The 18,523-nt window shown below is 65.3% G+C and carries 20 protein-coding genes; 9 read left to right on the forward strand and 11 right to left on the reverse strand.

Features of this window, described 5'->3' with window-relative positions:
- The first annotated feature begins 107 nt into the window (after positions 1-107).
- Together ubiG and MK313_RS05715 are read left to right on the forward strand one after the other, a co-directional pair.
- Positions 108-839, forward strand: a complete 732-nt coding sequence (gene ubiG / locus MK313_RS05710; protein WP_287780421.1) for a bifunctional 2-polyprenyl-6-hydroxyphenol methylase/3-demethylubiquinol 3-O-methyltransferase UbiG — start codon at positions 108-110, stop codon at positions 837-839.
- 10 nt (positions 840-849) lie between these two features.
- Positions 850-1,584, forward strand: coding sequence for a class I SAM-dependent methyltransferase (locus MK313_RS05715; protein WP_287780422.1), 735 nt, complete (start codon positions 850-852; stop codon positions 1,582-1,584).
- Here the strand turns inward: MK313_RS05715 and MK313_RS05720 are convergent.
- The 5 genes from MK313_RS05720 to MK313_RS05740 form a co-directional block, all read right to left on the reverse strand.
- Entirely contained in the window at positions 1,581-1,910 is a 330-nt protein-coding gene (locus MK313_RS05720; protein ID WP_287780423.1) for a type II toxin-antitoxin system RelE/ParE family toxin, read from the reverse strand. The genes MK313_RS05715 and MK313_RS05720 overlap by 4 nt on opposite strands.
- A 1-nt stretch (position 1,911) precedes the next feature.
- The gene (locus tag MK313_RS05725; RefSeq protein WP_287780424.1) at positions 1,912-2,208 is read right to left on the reverse strand and encodes a type II toxin-antitoxin system ParD family antitoxin; all 297 of its coding nucleotides are present in this window, start codon (positions 2,206-2,208) and stop codon (positions 1,912-1,914) included.
- A gap of 72 nt (positions 2,209-2,280) precedes the next feature.
- Complete coding sequence (locus MK313_RS05730; protein ID WP_008945474.1) at positions 2,281-3,465, reverse strand: M20 aminoacylase family protein; 1,185 nt, start codon at positions 3,463-3,465, stop codon at positions 2,281-2,283.
- A gap of 132 nt (positions 3,466-3,597) precedes the next feature.
- Positions 3,598-3,960, reverse strand: a complete 363-nt coding sequence (locus MK313_RS05735; protein ID WP_322098627.1) for an endonuclease domain-containing protein — start codon at positions 3,958-3,960, stop codon at positions 3,598-3,600.
- Positions 3,961-4,358: 398 nt separating this feature from the next.
- The gene (locus tag MK313_RS05740; protein ID WP_287780441.1) at positions 4,359-4,841 is read right to left on the reverse strand and encodes an Hsp20 family protein; all 483 of its coding nucleotides are present in this window, start codon (positions 4,839-4,841) and stop codon (positions 4,359-4,361) included.
- Positions 4,842-5,166: 325 nt separating this feature from the next.
- On the opposite strand from MK313_RS05740, the gene MK313_RS05745 reads away from it, so the two are divergent.
- The gene (locus tag MK313_RS05745) at positions 5,167-5,643 is read left to right on the forward strand and encodes a DUF1465 family protein (RefSeq protein ID WP_183077936.1); all 477 of its coding nucleotides are present in this window, start codon (positions 5,167-5,169) and stop codon (positions 5,641-5,643) included.
- Positions 5,644-5,743: 100 nt separating this feature from the next.
- Here MK313_RS05745 and rpmE read toward each other — a convergent pair whose 3' ends face one another.
- On the reverse strand, positions 5,744-5,965 hold the full coding sequence (gene rpmE, locus MK313_RS05750; RefSeq protein ID WP_008944526.1) for a 50S ribosomal protein L31: 222 nt from the start codon (positions 5,963-5,965) through the stop codon (positions 5,744-5,746).
- A gap of 192 nt (positions 5,966-6,157) precedes the next feature.
- Between rpmE and MK313_RS05755 the strand changes: the two genes are divergently transcribed.
- The 4 genes from MK313_RS05755 to rpsD all read left to right on the forward strand — a co-directional run bounded on the left by MK313_RS05755 (position 6,158) and on the right by rpsD (position 11,726).
- The gene (locus tag MK313_RS05755; RefSeq protein WP_416054109.1) at positions 6,158-7,966 is read left to right on the forward strand and encodes an ABC transporter transmembrane domain-containing protein; all 1,809 of its coding nucleotides are present in this window, start codon (positions 6,158-6,160) and stop codon (positions 7,964-7,966) included.
- Positions 7,967-8,145: 179 nt separating this feature from the next.
- Positions 8,146-8,967 (forward strand): universal stress protein, encoded by an 822-nt coding sequence (locus MK313_RS05760; protein ID WP_287780426.1) that lies wholly within the window; start codon positions 8,146-8,148, stop codon positions 8,965-8,967.
- 422 nt (positions 8,968-9,389) lie between these two features.
- Positions 9,390-10,937, forward strand: a complete 1,548-nt coding sequence (locus tag MK313_RS05765; RefSeq protein ID WP_287780427.1) for a DEAD/DEAH box helicase — start codon at positions 9,390-9,392, stop codon at positions 10,935-10,937.
- 174 nt (positions 10,938-11,111) lie between these two features.
- Positions 11,112-11,726 (forward strand): 30S ribosomal protein S4, encoded by a 615-nt coding sequence (gene rpsD, locus MK313_RS05770; protein ID WP_008944522.1) that lies wholly within the window; start codon positions 11,112-11,114, stop codon positions 11,724-11,726.
- 314 nt (positions 11,727-12,040) lie between these two features.
- Here rpsD and grxD read toward each other — a convergent pair whose 3' ends face one another.
- From grxD to MK313_RS05795, 5 genes are all read right to left on the reverse strand, one after another.
- A complete protein-coding gene (grxD, locus tag MK313_RS05775; RefSeq protein ID WP_287780428.1) occupies positions 12,041-12,376 on the reverse strand; it encodes a Grx4 family monothiol glutaredoxin in 336 nt (111 codons plus the stop codon).
- Between the two features lie 98 nt (positions 12,377-12,474).
- On the reverse strand, positions 12,475-12,711 hold the full coding sequence (locus MK313_RS05780; protein ID WP_008944520.1) for a BolA family protein: 237 nt from the start codon (positions 12,709-12,711) through the stop codon (positions 12,475-12,477).
- Positions 12,712-12,767: 56 nt separating this feature from the next.
- Positions 12,768-14,999, reverse strand: a complete 2,232-nt coding sequence (gene purL / locus MK313_RS05785) for a phosphoribosylformylglycinamidine synthase subunit PurL (protein WP_287780429.1) — start codon at positions 14,997-14,999, stop codon at positions 12,768-12,770.
- A 36-nt stretch (positions 15,000-15,035) separates the two neighbouring features.
- The gene (gene purQ, locus MK313_RS05790; RefSeq protein WP_287780430.1) at positions 15,036-15,725 is read right to left on the reverse strand and encodes a phosphoribosylformylglycinamidine synthase subunit PurQ; all 690 of its coding nucleotides are present in this window, start codon (positions 15,723-15,725) and stop codon (positions 15,036-15,038) included.
- 302 nt (positions 15,726-16,027) lie between these two features.
- Complete coding sequence (locus MK313_RS05795; RefSeq protein WP_287780431.1) at positions 16,028-16,936, reverse strand: LysR family transcriptional regulator; 909 nt, start codon at positions 16,934-16,936, stop codon at positions 16,028-16,030.
- A 137-nt stretch (positions 16,937-17,073) separates the two neighbouring features.
- Between MK313_RS05795 and wrbA the strand changes: the two genes are divergently transcribed.
- Both wrbA and MK313_RS05805 read left to right on the forward strand, forming a co-directional pair.
- Positions 17,074-17,670 (forward strand): NAD(P)H:quinone oxidoreductase, encoded by a 597-nt coding sequence (gene wrbA / locus MK313_RS05800; RefSeq protein ID WP_287780432.1) that lies wholly within the window; start codon positions 17,074-17,076, stop codon positions 17,668-17,670.
- A 60-nt stretch (positions 17,671-17,730) separates the two neighbouring features.
- A complete protein-coding gene (locus MK313_RS05805) occupies positions 17,731-18,447 on the forward strand; it encodes a pirin family protein (RefSeq protein ID WP_287780433.1) in 717 nt (238 codons plus the stop codon).
- Positions 18,448-18,523: the final 76 nt, after the last annotated feature.

An 18,523-nucleotide genomic window follows, 5' to 3' on the forward strand; every position in this document is an offset into this window, starting at 1 on the left:
AAAGCGGTTGCCGGGCGCAAGCCGGGCCAATACATACTCTGTGGGTTGTGCCGGAGCAAGGCTGCCGGGACAGTCAGGCTTACCTTTTTCAATGAAAGGCAACCGCCATGGGCAGCACGGTCGATGCCAGGGAAATCGCGCAGTTCGCCGCCATCGCGGATGCCTGGTGGGACGAGGAAGGCGCGTTCCGTCCGCTGCACCGGCTGAACCCGGTGAGGCTGCGCTATATCCGCGACAGGCTGTGCGCCCATTTCGGCCGCGACCCGGAAGCGCCGAAGCCGCTCAACGGCCTGCGCCTCGTCGATGTCGGCTGCGGCGGCGGGCTGCTGTGCGAGCCGATGACCCGGATGGGCGCGACCGTGACCGGCATCGACGCCGCCGAGGAGGGCATCGCCGCCGCCAAAGCGCATGCCGCCTCGGTCGGGCTGAAAATCGATTATCGCGCTGCCACCGCCGAATCGCTGGTCGAGGCGGGCGAGTCTTTCGACGCCGTCATCTCGATGGAGGTGCTGGAGCATGTCGCCGATGTCGATGCCTTCCTGGCCGCCTGCCGCGACCTGACCCGGCCCGGCGGGGCGCTGGCGCTGTCCACGCTGAACCGCACGCCGAAATCCTACCTGACCGCCATTGTCGGCGCGGAGTATGTGCTGCGCTGGCTGCCGCGCGGCACGCATAACTGGAAGAAGTTCATCCGCCCGTCAGAGCTGGCCGCCGCGCTGCGCCGGCAGGGGCTGGAGCTTGCCGACCTGACCGGCATCGAATACAGCCCGCTGGCCGACCGTTTCTCGCTGGGCCGCGATCTCGGCGTGAACTACCTCGCCTTCGCGACGCGGCCGTAAAGGCGGGCTCATGACCCAGAATATCTACGACGATTCCGGCTTCTTCGAGGGCTACAGCCAGCTCCCGCGCTCCGTGCACGGGCTGGCGGCGGCGCCGGAATGGCCATCGTTGCGCGCGCAGTTGCCCGAGCTGAAGGGGCTGCGCGTGCTCGACCTCGGCTGCGGCTTCGGCTGGTTCTGCCGCTGGGCGCGGGAACAGGGGGCGGCCAGCGTCCATGGCGTCGATGTGTCGGAGCGCATGCTGGAACGCGCCCGCGCGGAAACCGCCGATCCTGCCGTCACTTATGAACGCGCCGATCTGGAAAGCTTTACCATCGCGCCGGGCTCCATCGACCTCGCCTACAGCTCGCTCGCCTTTCATTACATCCGAGATCTGGCCGGGCTGTTCGCCCGCATCCATGCCGGGCTGGCGCCGGGCGGGCGCTTCGTCTTCTCGGTCGAACATCCGCTGTTCACCGCCCCCTCCCGCCCCGGCTGGGTAGCGGACAAGGACGGCAAGCGGACCTGGCCGCTGGACGGCTATCTCGATGAGGGCCCGCGCGTCACCGACTGGCTGGCGCCCGGCGTGGTGAAGCAGCACCGCACCGTGGCGACCTATCTGTCGCTGCTCACGCAGGCCGGCTTCACGCTTGGCTGGATCGACGAATGGGGGCCGGACACGGCGCAGATCGCGGAACGACCGGACTGGGCGGCCGAACGCGACCGCCCGCCCTTCCTGCTGATCGCCTGCCGCCGCGGCGGCTAAAGGTGGCGCGGCAGCTCCATACTGTCATGCAATATGCGCAGGATATCGAGTGTTTGCGCATCAGCGACCCGGAACAGTAGGAAATGCCGTCCTCGATTCCCGTTCCGGGCAACATGCAGGACGCAAAGACCCGGCCCGATATCCTCGCGCCTGCTCACGCCCGGGATTGCCGGGCCATCGCCTAGCGCCTTAACGGCCTCCCTCAGAACTGTTTCGTAGCCGGCTGCCTGACCTGTTCCGAAACGCTCCAGCGTCCACTCCAGGATGGCTGCGAAATCAGCTTCTGCGGCAGCGGCAAGACGAACCGTCCAGCGCTCGGGAGGCACGTCACCGGCTTCCGGAAGGCGAACGTCCCAGCACTCTATCCGCGATTGCCGTTAGCCTGTCATTCAACGCGGAAACGTCATCGAAACTCCGGAAACGTCCCGCGTCGATGTCATCAATGCCAACTTGCGCCGCGTTCTTCAACGCCTCCAGCCGCGCGGCATTTTCCATATCTCGCGCCTCGATCAGCCGCAAGCCGTCGCGCAAAACCTCGCTGGCATTCTGATAGCGACCGCTTTCCACCAGCCGCTCGACCAGATCAGCCTGATGGTCGGTCAGTACGACATTGCGGGTTGGCATGGCCACACCTCCAATAAAAAGGCTGTTGGCATAATATGCCAACAGCCTTTTCGGCTCAAGTGCGACTGGTGATCAAACACCTTCCTTCCGCAGGAAGCGCTCCACCGTCTGGGCGTAGAGGGCAGCGCCCAGCGGCAGGATCTTGTCGTTGAAGTCGTAGCCCGGATTATGCACCTCGCAGGAGGTCTCGCCGACGCCGTTATTGCCGCCGCCGATCAGCATATAGGCACCCGGCCGCTCCAGCAGCATGGAGGCAAAATCCTCCGACCCCATGACCATATTGCCGTTGCGCTCCACATTCTCCTCGCCGACCAGCATCGCCGCACAATCGGCATAGAGGTCGGTTTCCTCCGGATGGTTCACCAGCGGCGGGAACTTGCCGCGAAAATCCAGCGTCGCCGTCGCCCCGAAACCGGCGGCAACCGATTCCGCGATGCGGCGCATATTGTCCTCGATCAGCTTCATGTTCTCCTTGGTGAAGCAGCGCGCCGTGCCGCGCATCACCGCCGTCTCCGGAATGACGTTGTAGGCATCGCCGGCATGAATCTGCGTGATCGACAGCACTGCCGTGTCCTGCGGACGGACGTTGCGCGACACGATGGTCTGCAGCGCGGTGGCGATGTAGGAGGCGACAACCACCGGATCGATGCCGGATTCGGGCCGCGCACCATGCGCGCCCTTACCCTTGATATGGATGTCCCAGGACGACCCGCCGGCCATCATCGGGCCGGTGCGGATGGCGAACTTGCCCGGCTCCAGGCTCGGCCGGTTGTGCATGCCGAAGATGGCGTCGCAGGGGAACTTGCTGAACAGCCCGTCGGCCAGCATGGCGTCGGCGCCGCCGAGCCCTTCCTCGGCCGGCTGGAAGATGAAATGCACCGTGCCGTCGAAATTCTTCGTCGAGGCCAGATAGCGCGCCGCCCCCAGCAGCATGGTGGTGTGGCCGTCATGGCCACAGCCATGCATCTTGCCGTCGAACTTGGAGGCATGCGGCAGGCCGTTCATTTCCTGCATCGGCAGGCAGTCCATGTCGGCGCGCAGGCCGATGGATTTGTGCGCATTGCCGACGCGCAGCGTGCCGACCACGCCGGTCTTGCCGATGCCGCGTGCCACCTCGCAGCCCCAGCCCTTCAGCTTCTCGGCGACGATGTCACTGGTGCGTTCCTCCTCGAAACCCAGCTCGGGATGCATGTGGATGTCGCGGCGGATCGCGGTCAGCTCGTCGTGATAGGCGGAAATCTTCTCAAGAATGCTCATCGGCCTGCCTTTTTGGATTTAATTGATCTTCCTTGCCGCCAGCAAAGCACGAAGCCCGCCGCACTGCCAAGCGCGGGCGGTGCATGGCTCCTACCATTCCAGGACCATGCATCAACGCCTTGCCAATCCCCCTCACCCGCCGCCTGACGGCGGCACCCTCTCCCGCCCGGGGGAGAGGGTTTGTTGGATGCGTTGTAGAACACCTTGCGGATTAGAGAGCGCCTCCTGGTTCCAGAAGCGAAGTACCCGGAAACCGCAATCAGAGAGATATCTGGTCCGAGTCACGTCATGCTGCACATTCAGAGCGTGCTGCCCACCATCGAGTTCCACAATCAGCTTCTGTGCGAAGGCTACGAAATCGACAATGTACGGACCAATCGGCTGCTGCCGCCGGAATTTACAGCCGCTGAGCTGCCGATCGCGCAACACTTTCCAGAGACTTTTTTCAGCCTCCGTCATAGTCCGCCTTAAGTGCCGCGCCCTGCCGCTGGACATGCAGAAACATTAGCACATTCATAACAACCCTCTCCCCTCGCGGGAGAGGGTGGCGAGCGTCAGCGAGCCGGGTGAGGGGGCGGTTCATCGCGCCGCCCTATGCTTCGAGACGCCGGCTTGCAGCCGGCTCCTCAGCATGAGGTCACCAGGAGGCACCGCCGTTATTCCAACAATGACCTCGTCCTGAGGAGCGCGCCCCCGAGGTCTCGGGGCGCGCGTCTCGAAGGACATGGCCGGAAAGCAATTCCCCCTCACCCAGCTCCGGCTAATTCGCTTCGCTCATAAGCCTACGCGCCCCTCTCCCGCGAGAGGAGAGGAGAGAGACAGAAACGGCCGCATCCATTTCTGGATGCGGCCGCGCCCGTCAGGGAAAACGGGAACTATCAGGGAGAGGCCGGTTACGCGGCCTTCTTGCCTTCGATGACTTTGCTGGTGCTGGCAGTCGAACCGGCGATCTCGATCTTGCGCGGCTTGGCAGCCTCAGGCACCTCGCGCACCAGATCGACATGCAGCAGACCATTCTCCATGCGGGCACCGGAAACCTTCACGGTCTCGGCCAGCTCGAAGCGGCGCTCGAAGGCGCGGCGGGCAATCCCACGATAGAGGAAACGGCCTTCCTGGGCGTTCTCCTCCTCGTTCTGCTCGCTGCGGCCGCTGATCACCAGCGTGTTGTTCTGCACCGTCACATCGAGGTCGCCCTCGGCGAAGCCGGCAACCGCCATGGTGATGCGGTACTGGTTTTCTTCCAGCTTCTCGATGTTGTAGGGCGGATAGCTCGGCGCCTGCTGGACGCTGTTGCGCATGCTCTCATCGAGCAGCCGCATCATGCGGTCGAAGCCGACGGTCGAACGGAAAAGCGGGGAAAGATCGAAACTGCGCATTGTCATGTCCTCCTGAAGCAACATGTTCTGTGTACGGCCCACCCCATGGGTCTGACCGGTAATCGTCCGTGGACCCCATCAGTGGCGATCCACGTTCCAGATATGGGAAGCCGGAAAGCGGCTTCAAGAGGGTGGAGAAACCCAGCCGCAGGGGCCGCTGTCCGCAGGCATCCGGCCTTTTCAACGGCTAGAATGGTTAATGAAGCTTTTTGGAATATGCGCGCCTAGGGGCTTGGAATAGTTCGATTTTGCCGCCATACTGTTTCACAGGCGGAATGATTTCCGGTGGCAATTACAGGTGGGCCAGGTCGCGAATATGGGCGCGATGCAACAGACGACGCTGCTTCTGGAGCGGACCTATAGCGAGCTTTTCGACCTGATCGTCGAAACGCGCGATTACCTGCAGGCATCCCAGAAGGCGCGGTTGCGCCGCCAGCCGGCGCGCGGTGACTTTATGGCGCCTTCCGGCCCAAGGCAGGATAGGGGGCTGGATATCGAGCGGGTGCGCTTCATGGCCGCGCGGGTCGATGAGGCGCAGCTCAGCTGCGAGACCATGCGCATGACCTCGCGCCTGACCCAGGCAATGGCCTGGCTGATGGTGCAGAAGGCGGTGCATCATGGCGAGCTGACCTCGGCCGAGGCCAGCGAGGAACGCTATCGGCTTGGCGGCCAGGAGGTGTGCCTGGCCGAGCGGCATTCCGAAGCGCTCGACATGCCGCCGGAACTGCGTCGGCTGATGGACCGCAGCCTCAGCGTCTATCAGCGCATCGAGCGGCTGGACCGCATGCTGGACGCCAACTGATCCCGCACAATTATTCCCCGTAACTATTTTATGGAAATGCGCGCAACGAAAAAGGCGCCGGAAAGACCGGCGCCTGATCCGCAGGTGTTTGCAGCGCTGCTCAGCCGATGCCGAGATTGGCGAAGCGCTTGTTGAACTTCGCGACCTGACCGCCGCTGTCCAGCAGACGATGCTGGCCGGTCCAGGCCGGGTGCGACTTCGGGTCGATCTCGAGGCGCAGCGTGTCGCCTTCCTTGCCCCAGGTGGAGCGAGTCTTGTAGGTGCTGCCGTCGGTCATCACGACCGTGATCTCGTGATAGTCGGGATGGATTTCCTGCTTCATAGCCAAGTCCGCCGGTCGGGAGTAAGGGGCCAAATATGCGAGCCGCCGTATATACAGAAGCCGGTGCGGCGAGGCAAGCCCCATCCGCACCGCGATTTCCGGCCGTGACGCGAGGCCGCGGCGGCGCTGCTGGAAATGGCCGGAAAATTGCTGTACGGCAAGGGAAATATAGAGACAAAAGGGCAGTGCCGAATGTCGATGAGTGAACGGGCCGACAGGACTATGCCGGAAGGCGGCAAGCGGCTGGGGCCGCTGCACCATCTGCTGCGCTTCCTCGCCCCTTACAAGGGGCAGATCGCCGGCGCGTTGACGGCGCTGGTCATCGCCGCCTCCACCGTGCTGGGACTTGGCATGGGGCTGCGCTACCTGGTGGATGGCGCGTTCGGGGCCGGCAATCCGGCGCTGCTGGACCAGGCGGTCATCGTGCTGTTCGGCGTGGTGCTGGTGCTTGCGGTCGCCAGCTATGTGCGCTTCTACCTGGTGTCCTGGATCGGCGAGCGCGTGGTGGCCGATATCCGCAAGGCGGTGTTCGACCATGTGCTGAGCCTGAGCCCCGGCTTCTTCGAGACGACGCGCACCGGCGAAGTGCTGTCCCGCCTGACCAGCGACACCACGCTGGTGCAGGTGGTGGTCGGCTCCTCGGCCTCCATCGCGCTGCGCAACACGCTGCTGTTCGTCGGCGGCACGGTGATGCTGGTTATCACCAGCCCGGTGCTGACCGGCCTGGTCTTTCTGGTTGTGCCGCTGGTGGTCGCGCCGATCCTGATCTATGGCCGCAAGGTGCGCCGGCTGTCGCGCGACAGCCAGGACCGGCTGGCCGATGTCGGCGCCTATATCGAGGAGAGCCTGAACGCGATCCGCACCGTGCAGTCCTTCACCCATGAGGGCGAGGACCGTGCGAATTTCGCCGGTGAGGTGGAGCGTGCCTTCGCCACCTCGGTGCGCCGGATTGCGGCGCGCGCCATGCTGACCGCCACCGTCATCATGCTGGTGTTCAGCGCCGTCGCCGCCATCCTGTGGCTGGGCGGGCGCAGCGTCATCGACGGCACGATCAGCGGCGGTGAATTGTCGGCCTTCGTGTTCTACGCCGTGGTGGTGGCCGGCGCGGTCGGTGCGATCTCCGAGGTGATCGGCGATCTGCAGCGCGCGGCGGGGGCGACCGAACGGCTGATGGAGCTGCTGGCCGCGCCGTCGCCGGTCGCAGTACCGTCGCTGCCGGTCGCCCTGCCGGAACCGCCGCGCGGCGGCATCGAGTTCGACCGCGTGCGCTTCCATTACCCGGCACGTCCCGACCGGGCGGCGCTGGAGGAGTTTTCGCTGACCGTCCAGCCGGGCGAGAAGGTGGCGCTGGTCGGCCCCTCCGGGGCGGGCAAGACCACCGTGTTCCAGCTTCTGCTGCGCTTCTACGATCCGGAGTCCGGGACAATCCGGCTGGATAGCGTCGATGTGCGGCAGGCCGATCCCAGGGCGCTGCGCAGCCGCCTCGGCCTGGTGCCGCAGGAGCCGGTGATCTTCTCCGCCAATGCCTTCGAGAACATCCGCTATGGCCGGCCCGGCGCCAGCGATGACGCAGTACGCGCCGCTGCCGAGGCCGCAGCGGCAGCCGAGTTCCTGGATCGGCTGCCCGAAGGGTTCAACACCTTCCTCGGCGAAAAGGGCGTGCGCCTGTCCGGCGGCCAGCGCCAGCGCCTCGCCATCGCGCGGGCGATCCTGCGCGATCCCGCCGTGCTGCTGCTGGATGAGGCGACCAGCGCGCTGGATTCCGAAAGCGAGCGGCTGGTGCAGTCGGCGCTGGACCGGCTGATGGCCGGGCGCACCACGCTGATCATCGCGCACCGGCTGGCCACCGTGCTGAAGGCGGACCGCATTGTGGTGCTGGATCAGGGCCGCATTGCAGCGACCGGCAGCCATGCCGAGCTGATGCGCCAGGGCGGGCTCTATGCCCGGCTGGCGACGCTGCAGTTCGACCAGCACCTGCCGGATGCTGCCGCAGGCGCGTGATCTTGCCCTGCGGGAAAGGCTGCGTCCTTCTTGATGCACATCAATGTCACAGAAAGGGGCGTATGATGTCCTCCGCATCATGACGCCCCAGACTGACGTCTCACACTGATGTTTCAGGCTCTGGCGCCACCCGCAAGGAGGGCTTCCGTAAGGACGCCACCACCAGGAGGAAAGCGATCATGTCCATCAAGACCATCGTCGTCACCATCACCGAAGCCGATGAGGCCGCACGCGTTGTCGGTACCGCCCTCGACCTTGCCGAACGGCTGGACGCCCATCTGGTCGGTGTCGGCGTGAAGCGCCCGATTGCCGTGCCGGTCTATTCCATGGGGGCGATCCCCGACACGGTGCTGGAGCAGCTGGACAGCGCCGAGGATGAGCGGCTGGGCAAGCTGCGCGAGGCGTTCCAGCATCAGGTGAAGCTGGCCGACTGGACGGCCCGCAGCGACTGGCGGGTCTATGCCGCGCCGATGGCGATGGCGGTGGCCGAGGCGGCGCGCTGCGCCGACCTGATCGTCATCGGCCAGCCGGTGGACGATAACGTGCCCGACGATGTGGCGATGCTGGCCGGCGACCTGGTGATGAACGCCTCCACGCCGATCCTGATGGTTCCGAATATCGGTGCGAAGCCGATTGCCGGCGGCGAGGCGCTGGTCGGCTGGAATGGCGGGCGCGAGGCGGCGCGCGCATTGCATGACGCACTGCCGATGCTGCGGCTGGCCGGCAAGGTGACGCTGGTCACGGTCGGCGGCGACGCGGTGGTCAGCGGCGAGGAGGCGGCGGAATATCTCGCCCGCCACGATTTGAAGGTCACGCTGCAGCATGAGCCCTCGACCGAGCTGGACCCCGGCGACGTGCTGCTGAACCTGGCGGCGGACCGCGATGCCCGGCTGATCGTCATCGGCGCCTACGGCCATTCGCGCCTGCGGGAATATGTGCTGGGTGGCAGCACCCGCACCATCCTCGACCACATGACCGTGCCGGTCGTGCTGTCCCGGTAAGGCTGCACGCCGCTGCAAATATCCCCTTCTGTCACCCCCGGACTTGATCCGGGGGGCCAGGGGCGGTGCCCTGCCTGCATCGCCTCAGATCGTGGCCCCTGGATTGCCGGGTCAAGCCCGGCAATGACAAGAAAGAGAAAACAGCAACCATCGCTTCAGCCGGTAAATTACATTTCTGGTTGATTTCCTTGACATTAGGCCGCCAAGGGCGCATTTGTGCACTGCCGCATGAAACGGCCCTTGGCGCGCCGACCGCGTGAACGCTGCCTTATCCAGGCAACCGGTACTGTCGCGCGCCGCTGATTTCATTTGATCGCCCAGGCCACGCGGGGCGTCCCTGAAATGCCCGCGATGGTATGACGCAAGGCCGACAGCGAGTCGGCCGGCCGCTGTTTGCGGGCCTTGAGCGAAAGTTTTCCATTTTGACGAAATTTACTGACCTCGGCCTGTCCGCCCCGATTCTGAAGGCGGTCACCGCCGAAGGCTACGAGACGCCCACGCCGATCCAGGCGCAGGCCATTCCCCCGGTGCTGACCGGCCGCGACCTCATGGGTATCGCGCAGACCGGCACCGGCAAGACGGCGGCCTTCGCGCTGCCGATCCTCAACCGGCTGACGGAAGAGGGCAACCACATCAAGACGCCGCGCGGTTCCTGCCGCGTGCTGATCCTGAGCCCGACGCGCGAACTGGCCAGCCAGATCGCCGAGAGCTTCCGGGTCTATGGCAAGTTCCTGAACCTGTCCGTCGCCACTGTGTTCGGCGGCGTGTCCGCCGGGCCGCAGGCCAAGGCGCTGCAGCGCGGCGTCGATATCGTCGTCGCCACGCCGGGCCGGCTGATCGACCATCTGCAGAACCGCGTCGTGCGCCTCGACCAGGTCGAGATCTTTGTGCTCGATGAGGCCGACCAGATGCTCGACATGGGCTTCATCCAGCCGATCCGCCGCATCGTGAAGACGCTGCCGGCGAAGCGCCAGAACCTGTTCTTCTCGGCCACCATGCCGCGCGAGATCGAGACGCTGGCCGGCGAACTGCTGCACGATCCGGCAAAGGTCGCGGTGACACCCGTCGCCTCCACGGCGGAGCGCGTGTCGCAGCAGGTGATCTTCGTGCCGACCGGGCTGAAGCGCGCGCTGCTGGCCGACCTGCTGTCCGATGCCCAGATGGGCTTTGGCCGCACGCTGGTCTTCACCCGCACCAAGCATGGCGCCGACAAGGTCGTGCGCTATCTGGAAGGGGCCGGTATCGTGTCCGCCGCGATCCACGGCAACAAGTCGCAGTCCCAGCGTGAACGCGCGCTGCTGGCCTTCCGTGACGGCGCCTGCAAGGTACTGATCGCGACCGACATCGCCGCGCGCGGCATCGATGTCGATGGCGTCACCCATGTCATCAACTATGATCTTCCGAACATCGCGGAAAGCTATGTCCACCGTATTGGCCGCACCGCGCGTGCCGGGGCGGACGGCATGGCGATCTCCTTCTGCGACCGGGAGGAGCGGGCCTATCTGCGTGACATCGAGAAGCTGACCCGCCAGAAGGTGCCGGAGCTGCAGCGTGCCCTTCCGGAAGGCACGGTCGCGACGGCCGAAGAGCCGCGCCGCGAGCGTGGCCCCCGTCCGAATCAGGGGCGCCCGCAGGGTCGTCCGCATCAGGGCCGTCCGCATGGACGTTCCGAGGGGCGTCCCGAGGGTGGCCGTCCCAATCATGGTCACGGCCAGAAGCCGCAGCGTCCCCGTCATGCTGGTGGTCAGGGCGAAGGCCATGCTGGCGGTCAGCGCGAAGACCGTACTGAGGGCCGCCGGAGCCAGGGCGATGACTCGATGGCCGGCATGTCCTTCATGAAGCGCCCGCCGCAGGCCGGTAACGGCAATCGCCCCTCCCATGCTGGCAAGAGCGAGGGGGCTGGTGAGCGCTCTGGCGAGCGCTCCGGCAAGGGCGGCGGTCGCCCCTGGCGTAGCCGCAAGGCGGGCTAACAGCCTTAGCGACTCTTGGTTTGACTCGGGCGCGCCGATCCCTATACTGCGCGCCTTCATTCCCGGGAAAGCGGAATGGGCGAAAACGCACGCCCATTCCCGTCCGGGTCCGGAAACGGACCGCAGGACCTACCGGGACATCATCATCCGTATAAACGGAGCAAGGTTTAGAGAATGTCGAAGCGTCAGGAATCCAAGTATAAAATTGACCGCCGCCTCAGTGTGAACCTCTGGGGCCGGCCGAAGAGCCCGCTGAACAAGCGCGACTACCGCCCGGGCCAGCATGGCCAGCGCCGCCGCAAGCCGACCGACTACGGCGTGCAGTTGATGGCGAAGCAGAAGCTGAAGGGCTATTACGGCAATATCGGCGAGCGCCAGTTCCGCCGCCTCTATGAGGAGGCTGTGCGCCTGAAGGGCGACACCGGTGAGAACCTGATCGGCCTGCTGGAGCGCCGCCTGGATGCCGTGATCTACCGCATGAAGTTCGTGCCGACCGTGTTCGCGGCGCGCCAGTTCGTGAACCACGGCCACATCAAGGTCAACGGCAAGCGCGTGAACATCCCCTCTTACATGGTCCGCGAGGGCGATGTGATCGAGGTGAAGGAAAAGTCCCGCCAGCTGCCGCTGGTGCTGGAAGGCAGCTCGTCGGGCGAGCGCGACGTGCCGGACTATCTGGATGTCGATCACAGCGCGATGAAGGGTACCTTCACCCGCATCCCGAAGCTGGCCGATGTGCCCTACCCGGTGTCGATGGAACCGAACCAGGTGGTCGAGTTCTACTCGCGCTAACCGGTACGGGACATCCCGACTACGACGCGGCTCGGCATCATGCCGGGCCGTTCTCGTTTGGGGGGAATTTTCTTTAAGCCGCCTTATGCTTCGAGACGCCTGTCCCTAAACCCTCTCCCCTTGCGGGAGAGGGGGGACGAGAAGCGTCCGGGTGAGGGGGCGGCTCGGTCTGTGCGGTTCCCCCTCACCCAGCTTCGGCTAGCTCGCTTTGCTCACAAGCCTGCGCAACCCTCTCCCGCAAGGGGAGAGGGAAGAAAAGGAAAAGGCCGCCCTTTCAGGCGGCCTTTTCAGTATCCGGTGAAGGTGCGAAGCGGTTATTCCGCCGCGACGGCGATCCCGCGGGTGGCCATCAGGTCGGTCAGCTCGCCGGTCTCGTACATCTCGCGCACGATGTCGCAGCCGCCGACGAACTCGCCCTTCACATAGAGCTGCGGAATGGTCGGCCAGTTGGAGAATTCCTTGATGCCATCGCGGATCGAGGGGTCTTCCAGCACGTTGATGCCCTTGTAGTCGACTTCCAGGTGATTCAGCACCTGCACGACGACGGCGGAGAAGCCGCACTGCGGGAAGGTCGGCGTGCCCTTCATGAACAGCACGATGTCGTTACTGTCGATCTCGCCCTGAATGCGGTCGCGAACCGAAGCGTCCATGGTTCCAATTCCTTTGCTTGCACCGGCACGGCCGGCGTCTGGTGCGTTGCGCCAGCAAAGCCGGCGGCTGGCTGTGGTTCCCGGTTAGGCTTGCCTTGTCAGGCTTCCGGCACCGAGGTCTGCAGCGCCAGCGCATGCAGCTCGTTGCCCATTCGCCCCTGCAGCGCCTGATAGACCATCTGGTGCTGCTGCACACGGCTCTTCCCGGCGAAGGATGAAGAGACGACATGCGCGGCGTAATGGTCGCCATCGCCGCGCAGATCCTCGATCGTCACCGTGGCATCGGGCAGCGCCTGCTTGATCATGCGCTCAAGTTCGCCCAAATCCATCGGCATCTGCCTGTCTCCCTGTCGTCGCTGGCTGTCGTCGCTGGCTGTCGTCGCCGGTAAGCTTACGCGTTCCCTGCCGCCGCCTGATCCATGTAGGACGGGAACCAGTCCTCATGGGCCCGGCGCAGCGCTTCCACCGATATGGCACCGGCGCCGGCCACTGTCAATTCGGCCCCGCCGGTCGTACCGATACGTTTCGCCGGGACGCCGGCCTTTTCCGCCGCCGCCAGCACGCTGGCCGGATCGGATGTTGCGACGACATAGCAGCCCTGATCCTCGCCGAAGCACCAGGCGGTCAGGTCCTTGCCAGTCAGATTGGTCTCAAGCGCGGCACCGGTGCCGCCTGCCATCGCCATCTCCGAGACAGTGACCAGCAGCCCGCCATCGGAGAGATCATGCACGGTGCTGAGGCTGCCGGCGCGGATCTGCGCCCGCACGAAATCGCCGGTGCGGCGCTCGGCGGCCAGATCGACCGGCGGCGGCGCGCCCTCGCGGCGCTTCTCGATCTCCTGCAGATAGAGCGACGATCCCAGCCAGCCGGAGTGATCGCCGATCAGCACCAGCGTCTCGCCCGCCTTGCGCAGCGCCAGCGTGGCCTGCTGGGCCACATCCGGCAGCAGGCCGACGCCGCCGATCACCGGGGTCGGCAGGATGCCCTTGCCGTTGGTCTCGTTGTACAGCGACACATTGCCGGAAACGACCGGGAAGTCGAGCGCGCGGCAGGCCTCGCCCATGCCTTTGATGCATCCGACCAGCTGGCCCATGATTTCCGGGCGCTGCGGGTTGCCGAAATTCAGATTGTTGGTGACGGCAATCGGCTCCGCCCCCACGGCGGTGAGGTTACGCCAGCTCTCGGCCACCGCCTGCGCGCCGCCCGTCTCCGGATGGCTGTAGCAATAGCGCGGCGTGCAGTCGGTGGTGATCGCGATGCCCTTGCTGCTGCCCTCAAGGCGCACGACGGCGGAATCGCCGCCCGGCCGCTGGATGGTGTTGCCCATGACCAGATGGTCGTACTGCTCCCAGATCCAGCGCCGGCTGGAGAGATGCGGCCCGCCGACCAGCTCCTTCAGCGCGTCCAGCACGCCGATGTCGTGCTTCAGGTCAGCGGCGGCGATGGTTGCCGGCTTTTCGGTCGGAACCCATGGGCGGTCATATTCCGGGGCTTCGGCGACCAGCGGGGCGACCGGGATGTCGGCATAGGTCTCGCCGTGCATCTTCAGCACCAGATTGCCGCTGTCGGTCAGCCGGCCGATGACGGCGAAATCCAGCTCCCACTTGTCGAAGATCGCCTTGGCCTTGGCTTCCGCCTCCGGCTTCAGGACGATCAGCATGCGCTCCTGGCTTTCCGACAGCATCACCTCATAGGGCGTCATGCCGGTCTCGCGCATCGGCACGCGGTCGATTTCCAGCTCGATGCCAAGCTCGCCCTTGGAGGCCATCTCGACGGAGGAGGAGGTGAGGCCGGCCGCGCCCATGTCCTGGATGGCGACGATGGCGTCCTCGGCCATCAGCTCCAGGCAGGCCTCGATCAGCAGCTTCTCGGTGAACGGGTCGCCCACCTGCACGGTCGGGCGCTTCTCCTCGCTGTCATCGGTGAATTCGGCCGACGCCATGGTGGCGCCGTGAATGCCGTCGCGCCCGGTCTTGGCGCCGACATAGACCACCGGATTACCGACACCCGCCGCCTTGGAATAAAAAATACGGTCGGTGCGGGCCACGCCTACCGTCATGGCGTTGACCAGGATGTTGCCATTGTAGGACGGGTCGAAATTGGTCTCGCCGCCCACCGTCGGCACGCCGACGCAATTGCCGTAGCCGCCGATGCCCGACACCACGCCGGACACCAGATGCCTTGTCTTCGGGTGGCTGGGCTCGCCGAAGCGCAGCGCGTTCATGTTGGCGATGGGGCGCGCGCCCATGGTGAACACGTCGCGCAGGATGCCGCCGACACCGGTCGCCGCCCCCTGATAGGGCTCGATGAAGGAGGGGTGGTTGTGGCTCTCGATCTTGAAGATCGCCGCCTGCCCGTCGCCGATATCGACCACGCCGGCATTCTCGCCCGGCCCCTGGATGACGCGCGGCCCCTTGATCGGCAGCGTCTTCAGCCAGATGCGCGAGGATTTGTAGGAGCAATGCTCGCTCCACATCACCGAGAAGATGCCAAGCTCGGTGATCGTCGGCTCGCGGCCCATGATCTTCAGGACGCGGTCATATTCCTCCGCCGTCAGCCCGTGTTCGGCGACGATCTCGGGGGTGATGGCGACATTCCGCCGGCTGGCCTCGGTTGCGGTCATGCCTGGACGCTTTCCGTACTGCTGGGATTTAAGGGATCAGGAGAGGGCGCGCACGATGCCGTCGAACAGGCCGCGCCCGTCGGTGCCGCCCTGGATCGGCTCAACCGAATCCTCGGGATGCGGCATCATGCCCAGCACATTCTTGGTCTCGTTGAAGATGCCGGCGATGTTGCGGGCCGAACCGTTCGGGTTGCCGCGCCCGTCCACCGCGCCGTCCGGCGCGCAATAGCGGAAGGCCACGCGGCCCTCGCCTTCCAGCCGGTCCAGCGTCGCCTCGTCGGCGAAGTAATTGCCGTCATGATGGGCGACCGGCACGTTCATCACCTGGCCCTCAGCAAGACCGCTGGTGAACAGCGACTGGCTGCTCTCGACGCGCAGATCGACATTGCGGCACACGAATTTCAGGTCGGCGTTGCGCATCAGGGCGCCCGGCAGCAGCCCGGTCTCGGTCAGCACCTGGAAGCCGTTGCACACGCCAAGCACCGGCACGCCGCGCTTGGCCTTGGCGACCACGTCGCGCATCACCGGGGAGCGCGCGGCCATCGCACCGCAGCGCAGGTAATCGCCATGGGCGAAACCGCCGGGAATGACGATCAGATCGACCTCGGGCACTTCCGTCTCGCGGTGGAAGATGAGGTAGGGATCGACGCCGGAAGACTGGCGGAGCGCCGCGCGCATGTCCTGCTCGCGGTTGGTGCCGGGGAAGAGAATGATGGCGGATTTCATGGCGCTGTCGCCCCTTGCGGCCGTGAGTGCGAAATGGGGGTGCGAAATCGGGGCGACACTATGCCCGGAAGCGCCGAAAGGCAAGCGGAAGCGGGGGCGGTACAAGAGAATAGGATCACATGGCGGTGCCGTTTCTCCAACCGTCATTCCCGGGCTTGTCCCGGGAATCCAGGGTTCAGCCTACTCGGGCAGACATCCAGAAAGCGGAAGCCTGGACCCCCGCAACAAGTGCGGGGGTGACGGGCGGAGTTGAAAGGAGGGAAACTGGCCATGACGTAGGGGGAGGAACGGCAGATACGCTCCTACAAATCCCGGTCCCAATAGGGCTTGCCGCCGAAGCGCTTGGCGAGGAAATCGGTGAAGGCGCGGACCTTGGCGGAGACGTGGCGGGCATGCGGATAGACCGCGTGGATCGCCCCTTCGGAGAGCTTGTAGTCGCGCAGGATCGGCGTCAGCTGACCGCCGCGCACCGCGTCGCCCGCCAGGAAGCTGGGCAGCACGATCACGCCGAGGCCGGCAATGGCGGCCTCCATCAGCACATCGCCATTGTTCGCCCGCAATTGGCCGGCCACGCGTACCCGGATGATGCCTTCCGGGCCGGAGAAACGCCATTCGTCGCCGGTCGCCTGATAGGCGTAGCACAGGCAGTCATGGCGCTGCAGGTCGAGCGGCGTCTGCGGGACACCGCGCCGCGTCAGATAGTCGGGCGAGGCGACGGTCAGCATGCGGGCGTCGGCCAGCCGGCGCTGGATCAGCGTCGAATCCGGCAGCGCGCCGATGCGGATCGCCATGTCATAGCCTTCCTTCACCAGATCGACGAAGCGGTCGGTCAGCGTCATGTCGATGGTGACGTCCGGGTTGACATACAGGAAGTCCGGCAGCGCCGGCGCCAGATGCTGCCGCCCGAAGCTGACCGGCGCGTTCAGCCGCAACGTGCCGCGCGGCGCGTCCTGCAGGCTGGTCGCCGCCTGTTCCGCCGCTTCGGCTGCCGCCACCACCTCCTGCGCGCGGACGAAGAACAGCTCGCCCGCCTCGGTCAGGCTGATGCGGCGTGTGGTGCGGTTCAGCAGCCGCACGCCCAGCTGGTCCTCCAGCTTCGCCACCTGCTTGGAGACGGCGGATTTGGACAGGGTCAGCTTCTCCGCCGCCGCCGAGAACCCGCCTTCCTCCACCACCCGGGCGAAGACCAGCATCGCGTTCAGATCCTGCATATCGGCCACATCGTTTCTGTCTGGAAACAGTATTGTGCCATGAGCCGGATTTAAGCGACAGTCCTTCCGCGCTATATCCTGGCCATCAGATCGGTCCGGCCGTCAGGCGGCCACAACAGATGCGAAGGAGCAGGTACATGGCGAAGGTTCTGGTTCTCTATTATTCCTCCTACGGCCATATCGAGACGATGGCGAAGGCCGTCGCTGAAGGCGCCAAGGGCGCCGGTGCTGAGGTCACGGTGAAGCGCGTGCCCGAGCTGGTGCCGGAGGATGTGGCGAAGAAGTCCGGCATGAAGCTGGACCAGGACGCTCCGGTCGCCAAGCCGGACGAGCTGGGCGACTACGACGCGATCATCTTCGGCGCGCCGACGCGCTTCGGCACGGTCGCCTCGCAGATGCGCAACTTCATGGACCAGACCGGCGGCCTGTGGATGAAGGGGGCGCTGGTCGGCAAGGTGGGCAGCGTGTTCACCTCGACCGGTACCGGCAGCGGCAATGAGAGCACCATCCTGGGCTTCATTCCGACGCTGATGCATCACGGCATGGTCGTCGTCGGCGCGCCCTACTCGATCGAGGAGCTGACCGATATCAGCGAATTCCGCGGCGGCTCTGCCTATGGCGCCGGCACCGTGGCCGGGCCTGACGGCAGCCGTCAGCCCAGCGAGGTCGAGCTGACCATCGCCCGCAAGCAGGGCGCTCATGTCGCGGGGATCGCCGCGAAGCTTGTGAAGTAACGTTTTTACGGCCTGCCCGGGCCAACAATGCCGGTGCAGGCGAGGCAAGGAGTGACTGTCATGATTGACGTTCGTCCGTTTTCCACCCTAGGCGGTGCCGAGTATGGCTGGCTGAAGGCCAAGCATCATTTCAGCTTCGCCAATTACCACGACATGTCCCGCATGGGCTGGGGCGCGCTGCGTGTCTGGAACGACGACACCATCTCGCCCTTCACCGGGTTCGACCCGCACGGCCACCGGGACATGGAGATCGTCACCTATGTCCGCAAAGGGGCGATCACCCATACCGACCGGCTGGGCAATGTTGGTCGCACCGAGGCGGGTGACGTGCAGGTGATGAGCGCCGGCAAGGGCATCGTCCACTCCGAATATAATCAGGAGCCGGACGACACCCAGATCTTCCAGATCTGGATCATGCCCAACAAGCGCCATGCCGAGCCTTACTGGGAGGCCCGCACCTTCCCGAAGGAGCAGAATGGCAGGCTGACCGTGCTGGCCAGCGGCCGGACGGGTGACAAGGACGCGCTGCCGATCAACCAGGATGCGGCTGTGCTGGGCGGCAGCTTCAAGGCCGGCGACAGCACGACCTATACGTTGGGCAAGGGGCGCTACCTCTATCTCGTCTCGACCGATGGGAAGATCGAGGTAAACGGCACCCGCGCCGAGTCCCGCGATGGCGTCGCCATCAGCGATCTGGACAGCGTCGAGATCAAGGCGCTGGAAGATACCCAGGTTGTGCTGGTGGATGCGCCGGGCCTGGACGCCGTCGCGGCGTAGGACGCTCGTGTCACCCTCTCCCCTGGCGGGAGAGGGTGGTGAGCGATAGCGAACCGGGTGAGGGGGCGGCGCTGTC

The organism is Oceanibaculum sp. (assembly GCF_022449305.1).
GTDB lineage: Bacteria > Pseudomonadota > Alphaproteobacteria > Oceanibaculales > Oceanibaculaceae > Oceanibaculum > Oceanibaculum indicum.